Genomic DNA, 20,312 nt, shown 5'->3' on the forward strand with positions numbered 1-20,312 from the left:
ATGACAGTAATGAACACAGTACAAGGGATATTGCAAGGCTTTCAAGTTGCTTTCAGCTTGGATGGGATATTTTTCGTTTTCATTGGAGTTACAATTGGTACATTGATTGGAATGTTGCCCGGTTTAGGTCCTATTACAGCCATTGCAATCATGATACCAATGATTTATGGTATGGATCCAACCATTGCTATGGTGTTGATGGCAGGAGTTTATTATGGAGCAATTTTTGGTGGTTCAACCTCTTCTATACTTTTAAACGCTCCAGGGGTTTCAGGTACAGTTGCCACATCATTTGATGGGTATCCGATGGCTCAGCAGGGAAAAGCAGGAAAAGCACTTGCTATAGCTGCTATAGCATCTTTTACAGGTGGAACTATCAGCATTATATTATTGATGTTATTTGCACCAACTTTAGCGCAGGTAGCTGTTTCTTTTGGACCCGTGGAATATTTTGCTTTAATGTTCATGGGGCTAGTGGCTATATCTAGTTTATCGGATGGTTCTGCCATAAAGGCATTGATTTCCGGTGTACTGGGACTTATGGCAGTCACTATAGGAATTGATGCCCAAACTGGAACACCGCGTTTTACGTTTGGAAATTCAAATTTGCTAGAAGGAATTGATTTTCTTGTAGTTGCTTTAGGGCTATTTGCTTTAGCGGAAGTTGCATTTCTAATAAAAAACCGAAATAATGACAGTTTAACAAAAACGCAACATATTGGAAGTCTAAGGTTAACAAAACAAGACTTTAAAGAAATGAGAGGACCGTTATTACGACACTCTCCGCTTGGCTTTATAATGGGAGTTCTCCCAGGGGCCGGTGCGACCATAGCTTCATTTATTAGTTATATAGTAGAAAAGCGTTTTTCAAAAAGACCTGAAGAGTTTGGTAAAGGGTCGATTAAAGGGCTTGCTGCACCTGAAACGTCAAATAATGCTGCAACGAGTGGGGCATTTGTTCCATTGCTTAGTTTAGGGATTCCAGGTTCAGGAACAACTGCTATTATGCTTGGAGCGTTACTTGTTTTAGGAATAAATCCAGGACCACTGTTGTTTCAAGATCATCCAGAAGTGTTCTGGGGAGTTGTGGCAAGTATGTATATCGGAAATATCTTTTTATTAATTTTAAATTTACCATTGATCCCATATATAGCGAAAATATTAAAAATTCCCCGCCCGTTATTAATTTCATTGATCATTATGTTTTGTATGATTGGTGTGTACTCCATCAGTTTTAATGTTTTTGATCTATACTTATTGCTTGCTTTTGGTTTGATTGGTTATTTATTTCGCTTGTATGCCTTCCCTGCCCCGCCATTTATTTTAGCCTTTATATTAGGAGGGATGATGGAACAATCGTTAAGACAAGCATTAACGATTTCAAATGGTGATTATATGATTTTATTGGAAAGTCCAATTGCAATTGGTTTATTTATCATTTCTTTGCTTACATTTGTTTTTCCATTTATTAGAAGCAGGGGGAAAATGGCAAAATAGACTAGTTATTTGGTGAATAGAATGATCCGTATTTTAAAACGGAGCCGTCATAAACAAGTCAGTAAAGACAACTTAGTTAGTTTCAAGCCTTTGGGCAGAAGACAGTTTTATTTGTTCTTAGACATTGGGAACTAAAATGTCGACCGCCTCTCTCAACAAATTTTACATTCTAACGTGTGAAGAAATTCAACATATCATTTTTACTGGACTTTTTGAACAATGTCTTAAAGCTACTAGAAATTATTTTTACGCTCTAGGAAACGAAATCCGTTTTTGCATGGTGGTTCTTTTTGAAAGTAGTTTTTGTTCCTTTCAGGGTACAAATTTTAGCATAAAAGTGAAATGTTTAAAGGAATACGGATGCAACTATTCAAGCATTCTAACATATTATAAGTATGATGTATTCGTACGGTTGAAGAATGAAAAACAAATAGTCAAAATGAATCCAATGAGAATAGATTATTACATGAGGAGTGGATTGAGGGTTGGTGGTGTAAAAATGAAAAATCAGAATAAGAGCAAAAAAAAGAAAATTACAAGTGATGAAAAAAAAGAAAGAAATGACTTAAAGAAAAATATTGAGAAGCAGATAGAAGCAGCCGTCTGGTTACAAACATTTGGTCTGATTGCAGAGACAATTCTAACCTCCAAATTATTATCGCTAGATGAGGAAGACATGGATGGAGAACAAGACGTCTTTACTGGAATCCTAGTTCAAGCGATTGGACAATTATTCCAAAGTATAGGAGTTTCTCAGCAAATATCAGCTATAGATAAAGAACTGTTTATAAATGGTCAAAAAATAGAAGTAACCGGTAATTTTATTCAGTTAATCGGAGTTGCGATGACAGCATTCGGAGGGGAAAGAGAGTTACTTGAAGAATTGCAAAAAATATCTGAATTAGAATTTATTCCTTAAGTGGTGTGTTAGTATTCAGAGATGAATTAGCATTGAAGGTAATTCTTAATATGATAATGGAAAAAATATTAGGGTTGATAATGATTAATCGATTAAACTTAATAAATAAATGTATAAAATTATTTTAGATTTATGAAGATGGAAAGTAATTTCTTTCCATCCTTTTATTGTCCAGGAAATTAAATCTGTTTCTACATGGTGGATAACTTTTTTGAAAAGTAGCATCGTCGTCTAGCCAAGGATTTAGCTAGTCAGCTTGCAAAGAATATCAATGAAGTTGTCGAGTTTAAGGAGGTTGAAGAAGTAATCGATAAAGAATTTAAATAATTTGGGAAGCCTGAATGGATGGAGAAACGTTACAAAAGAAGCTTGCGGCAATGATAGAAGTTGATGAAAAGTAGTTACTTGCCAAATACGAGGACCGTATTTAGTGAAAAGAAAGAGAGTGTAATAAGTTTTGTTAAAATAGATATAATTTCCAATAAGGAGATGGTCATTTATGCAAGACTTTTTTCATGAGAAAAGATTAAAGAATTGGCAAAGGAAAGTTGTACTGTAGAAGATGTTCAAGAAATGATGAAGCGTTTATTTAAGGATACCATTCAACAGGTATTTGAAGCTGAGCTAGAGGATGAATTGGGATTATGAACCAAAGATTATTAAGAAGTATGAAACTGTTAGGTAAACTAGCGTAGTAGCAATAATTTTTGCTGCGTTCCATAAATAATAATCATGTATACTATTAACAAAAAGTTATTTTATATTTAAATTTTTTAAAATTGGCAAATTTCGACAACATATTTTTATTTGCGTTGCATTAGTTGTATCTGTTGATTTAAAATACTAATAATATTCAAAAACAACTAGTTCATAAAAAAACCTTTACAATAGAAATACAGGTGGTTCCTGTCCAAATCCAAAAGTAAAGGACTACGTATGGACAAGAATACATTACTTTCATCATTTGGTAAATGGGTTTCTCCCATTAATATTCAAAAACTTAATGAACAAGTGAACGAATCTAAACAGGACTACTATACAAAAAAGTTTACGATCAAGGCTTATATCAAACTTTTACTGTTTGCCCAACTACACGAATTCGAGAGCTTAGAAATGAGTGATGCACTTTTAGAAGAAGAGCTTCAAAAAACACTTGGGTTCGAATCGATCAGTACTTCTCAAATATCAAGAAAGAACAAGGAAATCAATCCGTATATTCTTTCAAACCTTTTCTTAGATCTCGTGTGGAAAATTAGAGCGTATCACTATAAAAACGGAAAGCATATGCCATTGAAAATCATTGATTCCAGTACACTTCCACTAAATTTATGGGCAACGTTTCGTAAAACAAAAGCCGGTGTAAAGCTGCATTTACGACTAGTATTCATGGATAAGGACACCGTTTATCCAGAAAAGGCAGTGATTACGCCCGCGAAAGAACATGACAGGGACCAACTGAAAGTTCTTGTGGATGATAAAAAAGCCGTGTATGTGTTTGATCGCGGCTATGTAGATTTTGATCGAATGACAGATGATGGCTATTTCTTCGTTTCAAGACTGAAAAAGAACGCCGTCATTCGTGAAGTTTATTCTTTTTCACTTCCTGATGATGGTACGGTTTAACCGATAAAATGATCTACATCGGAACGACACAAAAACGCACGGAAAACGTCTTTCGTCTCCTTGAAGTCATGGATACAAAGGGAAATCTGCTTCGTTTAATCACGAATCGCTTTGATGCAAGTGCCGAAGAGATCAGTGAAATTTACCTATCTCGCCGGGCAATTGAACTCTTTTTTAAATGGCTGAAGTAACATGTAAGCACTTTTATGGAATGAGCGAAACTGCTGTACAGAATTAAGTGTTTTTAGCGCTCATTACCTACTGCTTACATCTACTTCGAATTGCTCGCTGGTTAAGGCGCTCTGGAAACCATCCTTTTGGATTAGGAAGTTTGAAGGAAGATCCAGTCCGTAAATCAGCTGTTGTCGTTGTTGCCTTAAGTTAATTGTATGTTTTTACCAAATGGACAGTGCCATCTTTCTTCAGGTGTTGACTTTTTGGCTCAAAATCACAGAAAGTTTGGAACTGAATATTCTTGTTTTTTTATGCAATGCTAGTGGATTAGGAGGATGATGACATTATTATATTAGTATTTTTGCTGTTGTATGTAATTGGATCTCCTTTAACAACACTTATTCACGAAATAGGCCATGCCTTGGGATTTGTTTGTTCCACTAAAGATGGAGTGGCAAGGGATATATATAGGTAATTTTAGTAATTCCAATAAAGAGAGTTTCAAAATAGGGCGGGTACATTTTCATATTGTCTTGGGAATGGGCGGAATCTGTAAATATGAAAAGGATAATGATATGACAAAGTTGCAAAGAGTTATAGCTACGAGCAGCGGGCCGTTAATATCTGCTTTTTTCACCTTTATTTTTTACTTTTTTCTTCATCATCCCATTAATAAATACTATCTTATAACAGGCATGTTTTGGTTGAACTTTATCCAGTTCGTTATGACTGCCATTCCAATAATTTATCCCAAATGGTGGGGACCTTATGGAGGCTATTCCTCTGATGGTTATAAAATTCTGAAGGTTTCAACAAAGAAAGGGGATGTTGCTTAATAACAGCTAGTATTGGTATGTCAACACTTAACTAGACAATTTTTTAACTTACAAACCTGCTTTAGCAGGTGGTCGTTTAAGGTGATCTTCTATAGGGGGAAGATAGCCTAGACTTTATGTAAACGACAATATTTAAACCAATGCACATAATCGGCTAACTCCAGTTTTAATTGTTTTAAACTATCGAAGTTTCTATTACTCATAAACTCCGTTTTGAATGATTTAAATGTCGATTCTGCTAAAGCGTTATCATAAGGACACTCTTTTGTGCTAAGAGAACGTTCGATTTGAAATGCTGCTAATGCTTCATCAGTTATCTGGTTATCGAATTCATGCCACGATCTGTGTGAAAAATAGAGACTTCTTGCAGGTTTGCTGGAATACTGTGGAATACTGGCTAAAGCTTTCAAGACTAACTGATGATCTTTTTTGCTCCTGCACTGTATCCGATCATTTCACGGTAAAAGCATCTCAGCGGAATTCAAGTCTCAAATGGTACAACTATACCAAAACGGAAAACCCCGAAAGGCCATTATTGCAGAGTATTATCCGTTCTTTTGTTGTCTAGGAGTTTTTAAAAGCTTTTACTGTATTTAAAGATGGACAGGTTTTCGAATATTCCAAAGTATACTACCATCCAAAAAAATACTCTTTTAAATTTGTTTCATTAAAAGAATAAAATACAGTTTTATATAAAAAAGAAAGCCAATTATTTAAGGTGACTTTTGATCACGTATACTCGGTTTCATGATGGAAGGAAAAGGACAGGCGATGTTGTTTAGCTGAAACAATAAAAATTTGATTATCATTAAGGTTAGTTAAATAACAATATTTTACTCTTGACTATCTGAATACTAAGTTGCATAATATAACTAATTAAATAAGGTACCTTTAATTCAGTCCTGTGAGGCTGACAAGGAAAGCGGATATGGTGAAGATCTTTTATGTATAGGTAAAGATTTCTATCAGCAGGCTTCTTTTGTCAAATAATATGACAGGAAGCCTGTTTTTTTATGCGCTTATTCCGGTCTCGGTGGTACCGAAAACCAGGAGGAATTATCAATGAAAAAACGAGATACAGAGTTTTCATTAGAAGCAGTGCCTTCATCTCATCGCAAAGGTTTTTGGAATACACTTGTAGTAATGCTAGGCTTAACCTTTTTTTCAGCAAGTATGTGGTCTGGTGGCGAATTGGGTCAAGGACTGACCTTCATTCAGTTTATCGGTATTGTATTTGCGGGAAATTTAATCCTTGGTTTATATACCGGAGCTTTAGCATATATTGCAGCAAAGACAGGATTATCTACACACTTGCTTACCCGTTACGCATTTGGCAAAAAAGGATCCTATTTATCATCCTTTTTGCTCGCTTTTACACAAATAGGTTGGTTTGGAGTTGGGACAGCGATGTTTGCTGTTCCGGTACAAAAAGTGACTGGAATAGATATTTATTGGTTAATTGCTATTGCTGGTTTACTGATGACATTTACCGCATTTTTCGGTATGAAGGCATTGGCAATTGTTAGTTTTATTGCAGTACCGTTAATCTCAACCTTGGGTGGGATATCTGTTTTTAAAGCAACTGAAAGTCTCGGTGGTATTCAGGAACTATTAAATTATCAGCCCGCAGAAGCAATCAGCTTAGCTGCTGCACTTACGATCTGTATTGGATCGTTTATTAGTGCGGGAACGTTGACGCCGGATTTCACTAGATTTGCAAGAAAAAAACGCTCAGCAGTTATAGCTACAGGAATTGCATTTTTCATCGGCAACTCGTTAATGTTTTTGTTTGGTGCGATTGGCTCGATAGCAACTGGTCAGGCAGATATTTCCGAAGTTATGTTTATGCAAAACTTAATTTTACCAGCTATTATCGTGCTAGGATTGAACATTTGGACGACAAATGACAATGCACTTTATGCTTCTGGTTTAGGATTATCTAATATTACGAAGATACCTAAGCATAAAATGGTTATTGTTAATGGAGTCATTGGTACAATTGGCGCCATGTGGTTATATAATAACTTTGTTGGATTTTTAACGGTTCTTGGTTCGGCCTTACCGCCAATTGGAGCCATTATACTAGCCGACTTTTTTATTTTACATCGTGGCAACTATCCAATATTTAAAGACATGAAATTTAAATCTTTTAATTGGGTAGCCATGCTTGCATGGGCTAGTGGAATTGCAGCAGCAACCTTTGTGCCGGGAATTCCACCGATTAATGCTTTAATCAGCTCTGCAATGGTGCATGTCGTAGTTACAAAAATTGTAACTAAAATGAATGATGAAAAAGTAATTCTATCAAATACAGAGAAGGTGAGTCATTAATGATTATTAAAAATGCCACTTTACGGGGAAAAAATGGCAAGTGGGATATTGCGGTTGAAAATAATAAAATCGTTTCCGTGTTACCGGCTGATAATAATCAGTATGAGGAAAATGTATTAGATGTAAAGGGTTCACTCGTTCTGCCACCTTTTATTGAACCACATATTCATCTTGATACAACGCTGACAGCAGGGGAACCAGAATGGAATCAAAGCGGTACGTTGTTCGAAGGAATTCAACGCTGGTCCCAGAGAAAAGAAATGTTAACGCACGAAGATGTGAAAACGAGAGCCAAACAGGCACTAAAGTGGCAAATTGCTCAAGGTATTCAACATGTTCGTACCCATATTGATGTAACGGATCCTCAGCTGACAGCACTGAAAGCAATGTTGGAAGTTAAACAAGAAATGGAAGATTATGTAGATATCCAATTAGTTGCTTTTCCCCAAGAAGGAATTTTATCCTATCCAAAAGGAAAAGAATTGCTGGAAGAAGCAGTAAAAATGGGGGCAGATGTGGTTGGAGGGATTCCTCATTTTGAATTTACGAGAGAGTATGGAGTGGAGTCACTGAAGATAGTATTTGATCTTGCAGAAAAATATGATCGACTAGTTGATATTCATTGCGATGAAATTGATGACGAGCAATCTCGGTTTGTAGAAGTAGTAGCACTGGAAGCCTATGAGCGGGGATTCGGAAAGAAAGCGACAGCAAGCCATACGACAGCTATGGGGTCTTATAACGATGCATATACGTATAAGCTGTTTCGTTTGTTAAAATTGTCTAAGATTAATTTTGTTGCTAATCCATTAGTAAATATTCACTTGCAAGGGCGATTTGACACTTACCCAAAACGCCGTGGCCTTACACGTGTCAAGGAATTATTAGAAGCAGGGTTGAATCTCAGTTTCGGGCATGATGATATTTTTGATCCGTGGTATCCCCTTGGAACTGGCAACATGCTTCAGGTGCTTCATATGGGAATTCATGCTTCTCAATTAATGGGGTATGAACAAATCATCAATGCAATGGATCTTATCACCATAAACAGTGCGAAAACAATGCATATGGAAGATCAATACGGTATAGAAGCCGGAAAACTAGCAAACTTTATTGTCCTTGATGCTGTGAATGAATATGAAGCCATTCGCAGGCAAGCAACAGTAACTCATTCCATACGCTATGGAAAAATCATTGCAGAAACCCAGCCTAGTCAAACGAAAATCTGGTTAGAAAATGAAGAAACAGTAGATTTTATGAAAAAATAAATCGTGATTGCAAACCTGTTGGTAGTTGCCAACAGGTTTTTCTCTAATTTTAAATTATCCGCATCCAGCTTCAGCCTATTTTCGAACCGTTTTACCTATTACGGGATACTGTTTCCTATGTAGTTCCAACACTTGTTGAGCTGACATCAATGTCTGTTTGGAAATAGTGGATAGCTTTTTTGAACGTAGCTTCATCGTCTAAATCATACGCTCCGAGCTGTTGGTGAAATTCAACTTCTTTTACGATAAGTTAACATTGTCTCGAATCTAAAGGAAGGCGACTAAAAGCGGCCTTGTCGCTAAAGGCGTCGGCATACCCCTGGTGCAGGGGCATGTTTCCTTACCGCTATTTAAGATGCTATTTGATAACCTTTCAGAGTTATATAGAAAATAAGAGAGGAAGCTTGAGATAATAGCATATGGCTAAAAATATCTAATGATATTACAAACTATTAGAAAAGAAGGAAAAAATGTGGCCGATTTTAAAATATAATTATGATGTTTGTTTCTAATTATTAGAAACAATTTCAAACAAAATGTGAAAATATTTAAAAGTTATTGCCATGGAAAGTGCTTTCATTGTATAATAACATTACAGAACAAAAACAAACATTTTAGAACATTGAGTGGTGATGATGTGAAGGAAAGTAGACAGACAAAAATTATCAATTTAATAAAAGAAAATGGCTTTATAAAAGTTTCGGATACAGCGAAAAAGCTAAATGTAACCGAGATGACAATAAGAAGAGATCTAGTAGATCTGGAAAAACAAGGGCAAATTGTTCGGATTCATGGTGGCGCAAAACTTAAACCTAAAAATGATTATATTGAGCTCTCTCACATGGAGAAAGAAATGTTAAATGTAGAAGAAAAAAAATACGTTGCCAAAAAAGCGGCTGAATTAATTGAAGATGAAGACATTGTATTTATCGGCCCTGGTACAACTACTGGTTTTATATACGATTATATTAACGTTAACTCAGCAACGATTATAACTAACTCCATTTCTATTTTTAATCGTTTTCAGAATGTGGAAAAATTTGAAGTTGTCTTGATTGGCGGGAGATTAAGAGAACGAACGAAAACATTTATCGGGTATTTCACTATGAATTGGATAAAAGATATTAAAGTGAATAAATCGTTTATAGGTACAAACGGAATTTTTAAAAATGCTGTTACTACTGCAGATGAGGAAGAAGGAGCAATACAGCGAACCGTTATAGGTAATTCAAAAGAAACATATATCGTAAGTGATAGTTCGAAGTTTGGGGTCGAGGCATTTCAGGTTATTTGTCCAGTCGAAGATATAACTGCCATTATTACCGATAAAAACCTACCGTTTGAATATACAACTTTCTATAAAAATAAATGCAATATAATAAACTAGCTCTTTAGGAGGATTAAAAATGAAAATCGCCATTGCAAGTGATCAAGCTGGATTTGAACTAAAGGAAAAACTTAAAAATTATTTAGAAAATCATCCCTATGAAATCATCGATGTAACGAAAAGCGAAGACTACGATTTTGTTGAGGCTGCTTCCAAAACAGCTAAAGCGATAAATGAAGCTCAAGCTGACAGAGGAATTGTTGTTGATGAGTATGGCGTTGGTTCATCAATCACAGCAAATAAATATAAAGGTATTATTTGTGCCAATGTTTTTGATGAACACTCCGCCAGAATGACGGTTCGTCACAATAATACATCTATTATTGCCATTGGTTCAGGAATTGTTGGAGAAAAGTTGGCTAAGCGTATTTGTGACAGGTTTCTCCAAGCAACATATGATGGAGGTCGGCACCAGATTAGAGTAGATATGCTAAATAAAATGTGCTAGGGGAGGACGATTAAAATGAGAATTTCAATTGGATGTGATCATATTGTCACTGAAATTAAAAATCATGTAGCAGATTATTTAACAAAAAAAGGTCATAAGGTTATTGATAATGGAACCTATGAAAAGGAACGTACTCATTATCCTATTTTTGGAAGAAAAACAGCAGAAAAAGTTGTTTTAGGTGAAGCAGATCTTGGGATCGTCATTTGTGGTACTGGAGTAGGTATTTCAATCAGTGCAAATAAAGTAAAAGGTATCCGAGCTGCATTAGTCGGAGATATTGAAACTGCTAGATATGCGAAACAAAATCTAAATGCCAATGTTTTAGCTATGGGAGGTCGTATTCTTGGAATTGGTATGATAGAAGATGCGATTGATGTCTTTTTAGAAACAATCTATGAAGCAACACCAGAAAACAAAGCACTAATCAGTAAAATAGATTCCATTCCGATGAGTGAAGAAGCAATAAACGCTAACCATATGTTTGATGAATTTATTGAAAAGTGGGATAAAGGATTGTATCAAGATTAATAATATTTAAACAAGGGAGGTTAAAGGAGGTGATTATTTGAAAGCGATTAAATCATTGTTTGATAAGAATTTGATTTTTATTAAAAATGTACAAGAAAAACGCGAGATATTTACTCTTATTGGAAATCTTTTACATGAAAGAGGGATGGTAAAGGAGGAATTTACTAAATCTATTATTGAGAGAGAAAATAACTACCCTACCGGACTTGATTTGAGTCCTGTAGCCAAAGATATTCCAAATGTTGCGATACCTCATACGGAACCAGAATTTTGTCTTTGTAAATGTATCGTATTGGTGAAGCTGCTAAAGCCTGTTTTATTTCAAAATATGATTGCACCTGACAAGGAAATTGATGTGAAATATTTGTTTTTTATTATTAACAATCAAAAAGGAAACCAAACAAATATACTTTCTGAATTAATGGGTTTTTTTACTACAGCAGAAAACATGAAAAAATTAGAACAGCTAGATAATAAAGAAGAAATCTATCAATTTTTAACCAATAAAAATATAGAAATTAAAGGAGTGCAATAAAATGATAAAAATACTCGCCGCTTGTGGAGCTGGAATTAATTCAAGTCATCAAATTAAAACGGCAATTGAGGAAGAAATGAAGAAGCGTGGTTATACCATAAAAGTAGATGCAGTAGTAATAAAAGATATTACAGAAGAGATGATGAATCAATATGATATTTTTACACCAATTTCTAAAACGAAATTTGGTTTTGATATTAAGATTCCAGTTGTAGAGGCTGGACCAATTCTTTATCGTATTCCTGCAATGGCAGCACCAGTTTTTAATGAATTAGAAAGCGTTATCAAAAAGATCGATAAATAACGTTATCACTTAATCTTTAATATAAAAAAAGGATGTGTTAACAATATGGAGGGTATAATTAATTTTGCAAACAAAATATTTCAACCCTTAATTGATTTAGGTGCCGCTCCGATGATGTTCATTTTGTTATCATTAATAGCCATACTTATGAAGGTTAAGGTAAGCAAGGCGCTTGAGGGAGGTCTTAAACTAGCGATTGCATTAACCGGAATTGGTGCAGTAATAAACATTTTAACAGGAAACTTTGCTCCTGCACTGCAAGATTTTGTTAAATCTACAGGAATCGAATTAACGATAACGGATGTGGGATGGGCACCATTAGCAACGATAACATGGGGATCTGCGTATACGCTGTTCTTTCTATTCATACTAGTAATTGTAAATCTTATTATGTTGGTGATAAATAAAACGAATACTTTAGATGTTGATATATTTAATTTTTGGCATTTATCAATTATTGGACTTCTTGTTATGTATTATTCAGATAATTTGTTTATAGCAACAATCCTTGTAATTGTATTAGGAGTAATGAAATTTATTAATGCTGATATAATGAAGCCGACATTCAATGATTTATTGAATATGCCTGACACGAATCCAACTACAACGACGCATTTAAACTTTATGCTCAATCCATTAATTATGTTTTTTGATAAGTTGTTTGAAAAGTTTTTACCATTCCTTGATAAATATGATTTCGATGCAGCTTGGCTAAATGAGAAGATAGGTTTTTGGGGAAGTAAGTTTGCAATTGGGATTTATTTAGGAGCTTTTGTTGGATTACTCGGTCAACAACCCGCCACAACCATATTTACATTAGCATTTATTGGCGGAGTTTCTCTAGAACTCTTTTCTATAGTAGGAACATGGTTTATTTCGGCTATGGAACCTATATCTCAGGGAATAACAGATTTCATGAGTAACCGCTTGCAAGGCAGGAAATTCAATATTGGGATCGATTGGCCTTTCGTGGCTGCGCGAGCTGAAATGTGGGCGGCTGCTAATATTCTCGCACCAATTATGCTGGGTATAGCATTAATCTTACCTGGTAATGGGATCCTTCCCTTAGGAGGAATAATTGCTATTGGTTTAACACCTGCATTGCTGGTAGTTTGCCGTGGAAAGATTATTAGAATGATATTAATAGGTACGATTATGATTCCTATATTTTTATGGTCCGGAACCGTAATTGCTCCGTTTGTAACCGAGACAGCTGCATCAGTAGGCGCTGCCCCGGCTGGATTAGAAGAAGGTGCTTTAATTACCCACTCCACTTTAGAAGGTCCAGTGGAAAAGTTTATCGCTATTTTAGTAGGTAAAGCCGGGGCAGACTTTAATTTTAACTCTATTCTAGCTGCTTTTGGAGCTCTAGGTGCTTATATTTTACTATTTATTTGGTATATAAAGCAAATGAAAAAACGTAACAAAGAATACGAGGTAAATAAACAAGAAGCAGCGTAAAAATTTATCCCGCATGTAAGGTGCCGTAAGACTCTCACTTTTAAGATCCTGAGTTGGTACAAAAGGATCTAAGTGGGAGAAAACGGCACCTAAATGCCCGAATCGTTAGGGAGGCCTTTAGGTTATACCCTTGTGGTACTACCATTCAGTAGGAGATGGAAGAAAACTCCTACTGAATGAAGTTTCACTTTATATGTTAAAAATAGTAAGCAACAAAGCTTGGATAAAATAATTATTTGGAGTTCATACAAAGTAGAATGAGTATTATTAACCAAAAGTATTTTCTAATCTACGGTGATAAATGAAAGGTGTATCTACCTTGATAAATATAAAGAGAAAAAATAGGCTATTCATAACAATATTCTGTATCACTCGTTTAGAGGATACAGAATATTGTTTTGTGATTAGGACATACGTTAGTAAAACATAACATTTAACATGACAGTTTTAATACGTAAAAAAATTTAATGTCCAACGTATAAGCAGGACTAGGGAATCATGCACGAAAGTTGGTACTACCAAGTTTTCTAAACTATATCTTCTATAGTATTTCCTTTAGTTTTGTAATGACAAAATTCAGGTTAAAGGTGAAATATCTTCTTTTGTCTGCGGTGTAAGAAATGCATGCTGAGCAGCTGTATGAAGATCCCGCCAAATTCGGTTTATCAGTGATTCTTCTTTGACGGCTTGCATACCAATTAATCTAAATAAGGTATCTACACAAGTTAATACAGTAGAAACAGCTTTTCTACAGGTAAAGCCAAAATACTCTTGTTCTTTTACAGTTAGCCTTTTGTTCTGAAGGTGTTTTTTCCAACTGTCATATACTTGATCATAAAATAAATTTCGAGCTTTACACCAATGGGCTTTTTCACGTTTATAGATTTTATCTATCAAAGTATAACGATCATCCCCCCACAATGATTTCTTTTCTTTCAAGAAATGTTGTACTGTTTCTAAAAAATGCTCTCCTATCCCAAACACAATTGCTGTAAAGGAGGCTTCCGAAAACATTAAAAAGGGAAAATCATATATGTTATCCAAGTAATTATTATTTTGTTTTTTAATAATAGAAAATGTGCGATAATCCGGTACAAATTGATCTGTAATAGAAATGGTATGGCTACTTGTTCCTTTTAAACCGATTGCATTCCAGTCTTCAATAACTTTTACTTGCTCCGGTTCAAAGATAAAAGAAAGAAGCTGGGAGTGTTTTTCTGATCCAGATGATTCTACCTTGCATGTGGCAGTAAAAATAGACGCATATTGTGAACCACTGCAATAAAACCATTCTCCGTTTACTATATATCCTCCATCCACTTTTTTCGCTGTGCCAGCTGGAAAACCGCTGCCTGCAATGACCGCTTGTTTGGGTGAGTAGTAAATTTTCGCTACTTCTTCCGTAAAGTTCGGGACAAACATTCCCCCACCTGAACCGATAGTTACTAACCAGCCAAACGTTCCGTCAATTCGCGAAGCTTCTTGAAATGTACGGATGGCTTCCGGAAAAGATAGCATGAAGCCATTTACCTCTTCAGGAACGATTAATTTAAATAGTTTTTTCTCATAGATAAATGCTAACAGATTATCCGTAATGTATTTTGTTTTGTCGCTGGCTGTTACTTCAGATCGTATCCATTTGATTTCTTGTTCTGTAAATATCAACATTTTCATCCTTTTTTAATTCAAGTATAGCATTAAAAAAGTTAGTAAGTCTGCTGAAAAATTATCGTAATAGCGATGGGGATTAATAAAAGGTAAATAGGTGAGATCAAAAATAACGATAGTGTAAGGAGAGATAACATGGATAAAAGAATCCGTACAAAACGACAACTTTTCATTCATTTTCATTGTCTACAAATAAATCGATAATCAATTGATTTAGGTAAAAAATAGTACTATGATAAAAACGGTAATGATTTTCATTATGAATTACTCCTGCTTGTTATTGAATACAGGATGAAGCACAATTATCAATGTATGGACTTATTTGTGGAATGGCAGTTATAGCATTAAGTATTTTGTTATTAATGTAACCAAACATGCAGATAAGGTTGTTTATTTGAATATTATATGTGAATTTTTTCATTATATATTTTCATGATGTAATTAATAAACGTTCGTATCTGATGCTCCCTTGGAGGAAGTAGTAGAAATAGCTTTATGGCAAAGTTATATTAAATTAGGATAGTATAACTTCAGTTCCTGACTTATCTTGAGCTTAGGTAGGAGTCGGAGTGTCGGTTCGTAAGGCCATATTTTCTTATTCGCACAATTCCTTATGGAAAAGTGCTCTATCGGTGAAGTTTCACTTATAATTAGCTATCAATTGGTAGACTGAATCACCTTAATAAAACCAACAGTCCTTTTCCTTCTTTCACCTCAATTCCAGAAAAGATTGAATCATCAATTTATTATATGATTACAGATATTTCTCGCGGGTTTTAGCGCTTGTATAGATTGTAGTAGTTAAAGTACTACTTCAATAGTTTGCTCCTGTGTGATCCTTCTAATTTTTTTGTTTACCATCTTTAGTTATGATAAAACGTCGTAAAATTTTTCAAATGAAGTTTAAATGCTGAACAACTGAATGGCAGATTTCAGTATGAAAATTTATAAAAATCTTCATTCTTCATTACATATTGGGTCATCAAGATTTACGTCTTGTCTTACCCCCATTTCTAAATATTATAGCAATGCTTTTTATTGAGTGTTATTAAAGTAAAATAAAGATAGACTATGTAATAGTAAGTTTTTATAATTATATAGAATCTTGATTTTATGTAGATATCTAGCGTATTATGGCTTGAGTAAGCCTCATATAATTTTTTTAATTTCAATACTTTTTGTCTGGATAGTGATGCACTTTACAGACAATTATAAGGAGATTATCGATGTATATAACTGTTAAAGATGTATTAGAAATGGAAAGATTTAAACAAGTAGAACTGATAGCGGGAAGTAAAGGTTTAGAGCGCAGGGTTGAAAATGTTTACTTTATGGAAGTTCCAGATATAGATGCCTATATCGATGCAAATGGGTTGTTATTAACCACACTATATCCAATTGCTGATGACGAAACGCAAATAAATTCGCTTATTCCTAGATTGGCAAAACAAAAGCTTGCTGGAATAGCGATAAAGCCGGGAAGGTATATAGAGGCAATCCCTAAAAGTATGATCAAACAGGCGGAAGAATTTAGCTTACCATTAATGAAATTACCAGATGATGCTAATTTATCTAATTTAACGAACCAAATTTTATCTGAACTTTTAGGGTCTAGAACTTCTGTGTTAGAATTTCGGGATCGGCTTCATCAAAAATTGCTAAATTTATTATTGGAGGGAGCAGATTTAAGTGAATTTGTTTACTCCATTGCAAATATCATAGAGGCTCCAGTAATCATCCTGGATAACAGCTTAACATGTATCGTCACCTCCATTGATCAAAACGAAAATAATATAGATTTTAATTATGCTAATCATTCAACCGATTCATCGCTTTTTAAAATGAACTTCACTGTTCAAGTTAATGATGTCACATATAAAAAAGATGATTTATTTATTCAGCCTATTTTTGCAGGAGAGAATAAGTTTGGTTATTTGCTTGTACTTTTAAATAAAGGAAAAGGTGCAACTGAAAACTTGATTGTCGCTGTTGAACAAGCGTCTTTTCTTGTAGCTTTCTTATTTCAAACAGAAAAAGCTTTACTGCAAAAAGAGCGGAACTACTTATACAGCTTTATTAGAGATATTTTTAATAATCATTATACATCACAAACAGAAGTTATCGAAAAAGCAAAGGTATTTAAATGGGCATTTTATTTTCCAACGGTTATTTTAAGCATAAAATCAAATATTACGGATAGCGCAAAAAAATTATCGATTTACTATCGAATGCTTGATTCGGGTTTAATAGAAAGAATTTTATCTGAAGTACTGGATACACCAATAGGTAACTGTCAAGTGGTTTACTACAACGACTCTTTAGTTTGCTTTATCAGCATTGTGTTTGAGCAAAGGTTAAAACAAAAGTTAAAAAGAGCAAGTGATTTAATTATCTCCAATTTTAAAGAACTTTGTTATATTGGAATCAGTATTTCAGAGACTATTTATAATATGAAACAGTTAAAAGAGGTCTATGAAAATTCGTTATTAGTTTTTGATATTTATAAAAGGAAGTTAGCTGGGGAGTCATTTGTCTATTTTTATGAAGATATGGGTTTATTTCGCTTATTTCACTATGTACAGGATAAAGATGTATTGGAAGCATTTGTAACAGAAAAATTAGGAAAAGTTATCACATATGATAAACAGAAAAATGGAAATTTATTAGAAACATTGAAATATTATATTAAAAATAACTATAATTTACAAAAAACAGCAGACGATATGTACATTCATTACAATACGTTGCGTTATAGAATTAATAAACTAAAGGAGTTGGGGATAGAAGGAGAAGACGGTTTAGAAATGATGCAAGTGGCTGTTGCTTTTCAATTGTATCTATATTTAAAATCGCAAAAGAGTAGATAAGCATAAAATAGTATATAAAATTGTGGCAATGTTTTTAACGTTGTCAATCAGTATGGATTTTGTTGTTGATTAATTACAATAAATAAAGTTTTATTCGTTGAAACTTGCCAATGAATACTCTTTCAATCATTGGTATGATGAGTGTAACAAAGAAACGGAAAGAGGTGAGAGTTTAGCAAATTAAATATAATGAGAGTCACAGATTTAAAAAGAAAACCCTATTTTAAGGGAGTGAATCGCCATGGGCGGGGCAGTCAGTCGAATTAAATTGTGGCATAGAGAAGATATTGATGGTTTTTTTGGTTTATTTACGAATAATTTAACAAATTTATTGGTGATGGCAGGTTTACTAAATATTTCAATCGGTATCCCTGCTACGATTACCTATGGGAAAATTCTTCCCGCAGTTGGACTTTCTATCTTTGCCAGCAGCTTTATATATAGCTGGATGGCTTATGGATTAGCAAAAAAGGAAGGAAGAGATACTGTCACAGCGTTACCTTCTGGTACAAGTGTTCCCCATATGTTTTTAATTGTGTTTCTCATTATGGGACCAGTGTATTGGAAAACGGGAGATCCTTATATTGCTTGGTTTGCCGGGCTAGCCTGGGGGTTTGTAGAAGGAATTATTGAATTATCAGGTTCCTTGATTGGAACAAAAGTACGAAAAGTATTGCCGAGAGCGGCTATGTTAGGTTCATTGGCAGGAGTATCACTTACTTTTATCGTTATGACTCCAGCAATGCAAACGTTCGATCTCCCATATATTGGATTTATTTCCTTAGTAATTATATTTCTTGGTTGGTTTGGTAAAGTGAAGTTGCCGTTTCGGATCCCAGTTGGATTGTTTGCTATCATCATAGGTACTATTATTGGATGGATGACTGGAAATATGGACATGATTGCTGTTACGGAGTCTGTGAAACAAGTACAGCTAAATGTACCTACTTTTTCAATAGAACGAATTATTGACGGTTTTTCTGCAGCAGGTCCATTTTTAATCGCTGCAATTCCGCTAGGGATTTATAATTTTTTTGAAACCATTGATAATATTGAAAGTGCAGAAGTGGCAGGTGACAGTTATAATACCAAACATGCTTTAATTGCTGATGGCTCAACGACGATATTAGCAAGCCTGTTTGGAAGTCCTTTTCCAACTGCAGTATTTATCGGTCATGTTGGTTGGAAGGAAGCAGGAGCGCGAATCGGCTATACATGGGCAACTGGATTATCTGTATTAGTTTTAACTTGGCTTGGTTTAATTTCGTTACTGTTAACAATAATTCCGCTTGAAGCTATTGTACCAATCCTCATCTATATTGGATTAATTATCGGAGCTCAGGCTTTTCAGCATGTCGATATGAAATATGCACCAGCCGTTATCTTAGCTATGATCCCTTGGATTGCTAATTGGGGACAAAACATTGTTGATACCGCTTTCACAAGTGCGGATACATCGGCTCTAGAGGTTGGTTATGCTGCCATAGCAACTGCCGGTTTAGAGTATAGCGGGCTTATTAGTTTAGGAACAGGTGCTATTATCATTGGTATGATATGGTCAAGCATTCTTGTTTTTATTATTGATCAAAACTTTAAGAATGGTGCAGTTGTATGCTTGGTTGGTACGTTTTTATCATATTTTGGCATTATTCATTATAAAGAAATTGGTATAGGTATTGGCTTGGAAACAGCCATTAGCTATGCAGTAGTAGGGATAATTTTACTAATTATTCATGTGAAACAAAACACAAAAAAATTGGAGGAATTGTAAATGAGTAAACAATTTTCTGTAAAAGCAAAACCTTATAACTTTGAATTTAATTTGGATAGTACAGCATTGGTGATTATTGATATGCAACGAGATTTTTGTGCACCAGGTGGTTTTGGAGAAAAACTAGGAAATGATATTACATTAACTCGTTCAATTATACCAACCATTAAAAATGTGTTGGAAGTGGCTCGAGAAAAAGGGTTATTTGTAGTTCACACTCGTGAAGGTCACCGTCCAGATTTATCTGATTGCCCGCCAAATAAATTAGCTCGTGGCAGAAAGCAAGGAGCTGGTATTGGCGATGAAGGTCCTATGGGAAGAATTCTAGTTCGTGGTGAATATGGTCATGATATTGTCGATGAGCTTACTCCAGTTGAAGGTGAAGTAATCATTGATAAACCTGGTAAAGGAGCATTTTTCCAGACAGATTTAGAGATAATTTTGCGAAATAAAGGAATTACAAATTTATTAGTTGGCGGAGTTACTACACATGTCTGTGTTCAAACAACGATTCGAGAAGCAAATGATCGTGGCTTTGATTGCTTATTACTAGAAGATTGTTCAGCTGCTTTTGACCCGAAAGATCACGAAGATTCTATACGCATGATTCATCAACAAGGTGGGATATTCGGCTGGACTGCTCCATCAAAAAACTTACTTGAAGCACTCAGTGAATAGCAGAAAGGAGAAGA

At 34.7% G+C, this 20,312-nt stretch carries 16 protein-coding genes and 2 pseudogenes; 16 read left to right on the forward strand and 2 right to left on the reverse strand.

Going from position 1 to position 20,312, the window contains the following annotated elements; translation table 11 throughout:
• Nucleotides 1-9 precede the first annotated feature (9 nt).
• The 5 genes and pseudogenes from KQI21_RS08420 (at nt 10) to KQI21_RS08435 (ending at nt 5,049) form a co-directional block, all read left to right on the forward strand.
• Nucleotides 10-1,497, forward strand: coding sequence for a tripartite tricarboxylate transporter permease (locus KQI21_RS08420; protein ID WP_216483755.1), 1,488 nt, complete (start codon nt 10-12; stop codon nt 1,495-1,497).
• A 499-nt stretch (nt 1,498-1,996) separates the two neighbouring features.
• A complete protein-coding gene (locus tag KQI21_RS08425) occupies nt 1,997-2,416 on the forward strand; it encodes a hypothetical protein (protein ID WP_216483756.1) in 420 nt (139 codons plus the stop codon).
• A gap of 499 nt (nt 2,417-2,915) precedes the next feature.
• A pseudogene (locus KQI21_RS17060) lies at nt 2,916-3,058 on the forward strand (IS256 family transposase); the annotation flags it as partial.
• 294 nt (nt 3,059-3,352) lie between these two features.
• Nucleotides 3,353-4,393, forward strand: a pseudogene (locus KQI21_RS08430) (IS4 family transposase).
• A 395-nt stretch (nt 4,394-4,788) separates the two neighbouring features.
• Nucleotides 4,789-5,049: a hypothetical protein gene (locus KQI21_RS08435; RefSeq protein WP_216483757.1), complete on the forward strand. Its 261-nt coding sequence runs from the start codon at nt 4,789-4,791 to the stop codon at nt 5,047-5,049.
• 107 nt (nt 5,050-5,156) lie between these two features.
• On the opposite strand, the gene KQI21_RS08440 is transcribed toward KQI21_RS08435, so the two are convergent.
• Complete coding sequence (locus KQI21_RS08440; protein ID WP_216483758.1) at nt 5,157-5,459, reverse strand: IS3 family transposase; 303 nt, start codon at nt 5,457-5,459, stop codon at nt 5,157-5,159.
• A gap of 652 nt (nt 5,460-6,111) precedes the next feature.
• Between KQI21_RS08440 and codB the strand changes: the two genes are divergently transcribed.
• From codB to KQI21_RS08480, 8 genes are all read left to right on the forward strand, one after another.
• Nucleotides 6,112-7,380, forward strand: a complete 1,269-nt coding sequence (gene codB / locus KQI21_RS08445; protein WP_216483759.1) for a cytosine permease — start codon at nt 6,112-6,114, stop codon at nt 7,378-7,380.
• Entirely contained in the window at nt 7,380-8,648 is a 1,269-nt protein-coding gene (locus KQI21_RS08450; protein ID WP_216483760.1) for a cytosine deaminase, read from the forward strand. Before codB ends, KQI21_RS08450 begins: the two co-directional genes overlap by 1 nt.
• 637 nt (nt 8,649-9,285) lie before the next feature.
• Nucleotides 9,286-10,035, forward strand: a complete 750-nt coding sequence (locus KQI21_RS08455; RefSeq protein WP_216483761.1) for a DeoR/GlpR family DNA-binding transcription regulator — start codon at nt 9,286-9,288, stop codon at nt 10,033-10,035.
• A gap of 19 nt (nt 10,036-10,054) precedes the next feature.
• Nucleotides 10,055-10,483: a galactose-6-phosphate isomerase subunit LacA gene (gene lacA, locus KQI21_RS08460; RefSeq protein WP_216483762.1), complete on the forward strand. Its 429-nt coding sequence runs from the start codon at nt 10,055-10,057 to the stop codon at nt 10,481-10,483.
• Nucleotides 10,484-10,498: 15 nt separating this feature from the next.
• Nucleotides 10,499-11,014 (forward strand): galactose-6-phosphate isomerase subunit LacB, encoded by a 516-nt coding sequence (gene lacB / locus KQI21_RS08465; protein WP_216483763.1) that lies wholly within the window; start codon nt 10,499-10,501, stop codon nt 11,012-11,014.
• 37 nt (nt 11,015-11,051) lie between these two features.
• Nucleotides 11,052-11,549: a PTS sugar transporter subunit IIA gene (locus tag KQI21_RS08470; protein ID WP_216483764.1), complete on the forward strand. Its 498-nt coding sequence runs from the start codon at nt 11,052-11,054 to the stop codon at nt 11,547-11,549.
• Nucleotide 11,550: 1 nt separating this feature from the next.
• The gene (locus KQI21_RS08475; RefSeq protein ID WP_216483765.1) at nt 11,551-11,853 is read left to right on the forward strand and encodes a PTS sugar transporter subunit IIB; all 303 of its coding nucleotides are present in this window, start codon (nt 11,551-11,553) and stop codon (nt 11,851-11,853) included.
• Between the two features lie 45 nt (nt 11,854-11,898).
• Complete coding sequence (locus KQI21_RS08480; protein ID WP_216483766.1) at nt 11,899-13,314, forward strand: PTS galactitol transporter subunit IIC; 1,416 nt, start codon at nt 11,899-11,901, stop codon at nt 13,312-13,314.
• Between the two features lie 576 nt (nt 13,315-13,890).
• Here the strand turns inward: KQI21_RS08480 and KQI21_RS08485 are convergent.
• Complete coding sequence (locus tag KQI21_RS08485) at nt 13,891-14,979, reverse strand: acyl-CoA dehydrogenase family protein (protein ID WP_216483767.1); 1,089 nt, start codon at nt 14,977-14,979, stop codon at nt 13,891-13,893.
• Between the two features lie 1,229 nt (nt 14,980-16,208).
• On the opposite strand from KQI21_RS08485, the gene KQI21_RS08490 reads away from it, so the two are divergent.
• From KQI21_RS08490 to KQI21_RS08500, 3 genes are all read left to right on the forward strand, one after another.
• Complete coding sequence (locus KQI21_RS08490) at nt 16,209-17,849, forward strand: PucR family transcriptional regulator (protein ID WP_216483768.1); 1,641 nt, start codon at nt 16,209-16,211, stop codon at nt 17,847-17,849.
• 241 nt (nt 17,850-18,090) lie between these two features.
• On the forward strand, nt 18,091-19,620 hold the full coding sequence (locus KQI21_RS08495; RefSeq protein WP_216483769.1) for a xanthine permease: 1,530 nt from the start codon (nt 18,091-18,093) through the stop codon (nt 19,618-19,620).
• Nucleotides 19,621-20,298, forward strand: coding sequence for a cysteine hydrolase family protein (locus KQI21_RS08500; protein ID WP_216483770.1), 678 nt, complete (start codon nt 19,621-19,623; stop codon nt 20,296-20,298).
• Nucleotides 20,299-20,312: the final 14 nt, after the last annotated feature.

Origin of the sequence: Virgibacillus proomii, assembly GCF_018916875.1 — a bacterium.
GTDB classification, from domain to species: domain Bacteria; phylum Bacillota; class Bacilli; order Bacillales; family Amphibacillaceae; genus Virgibacillus; species Virgibacillus proomii_B.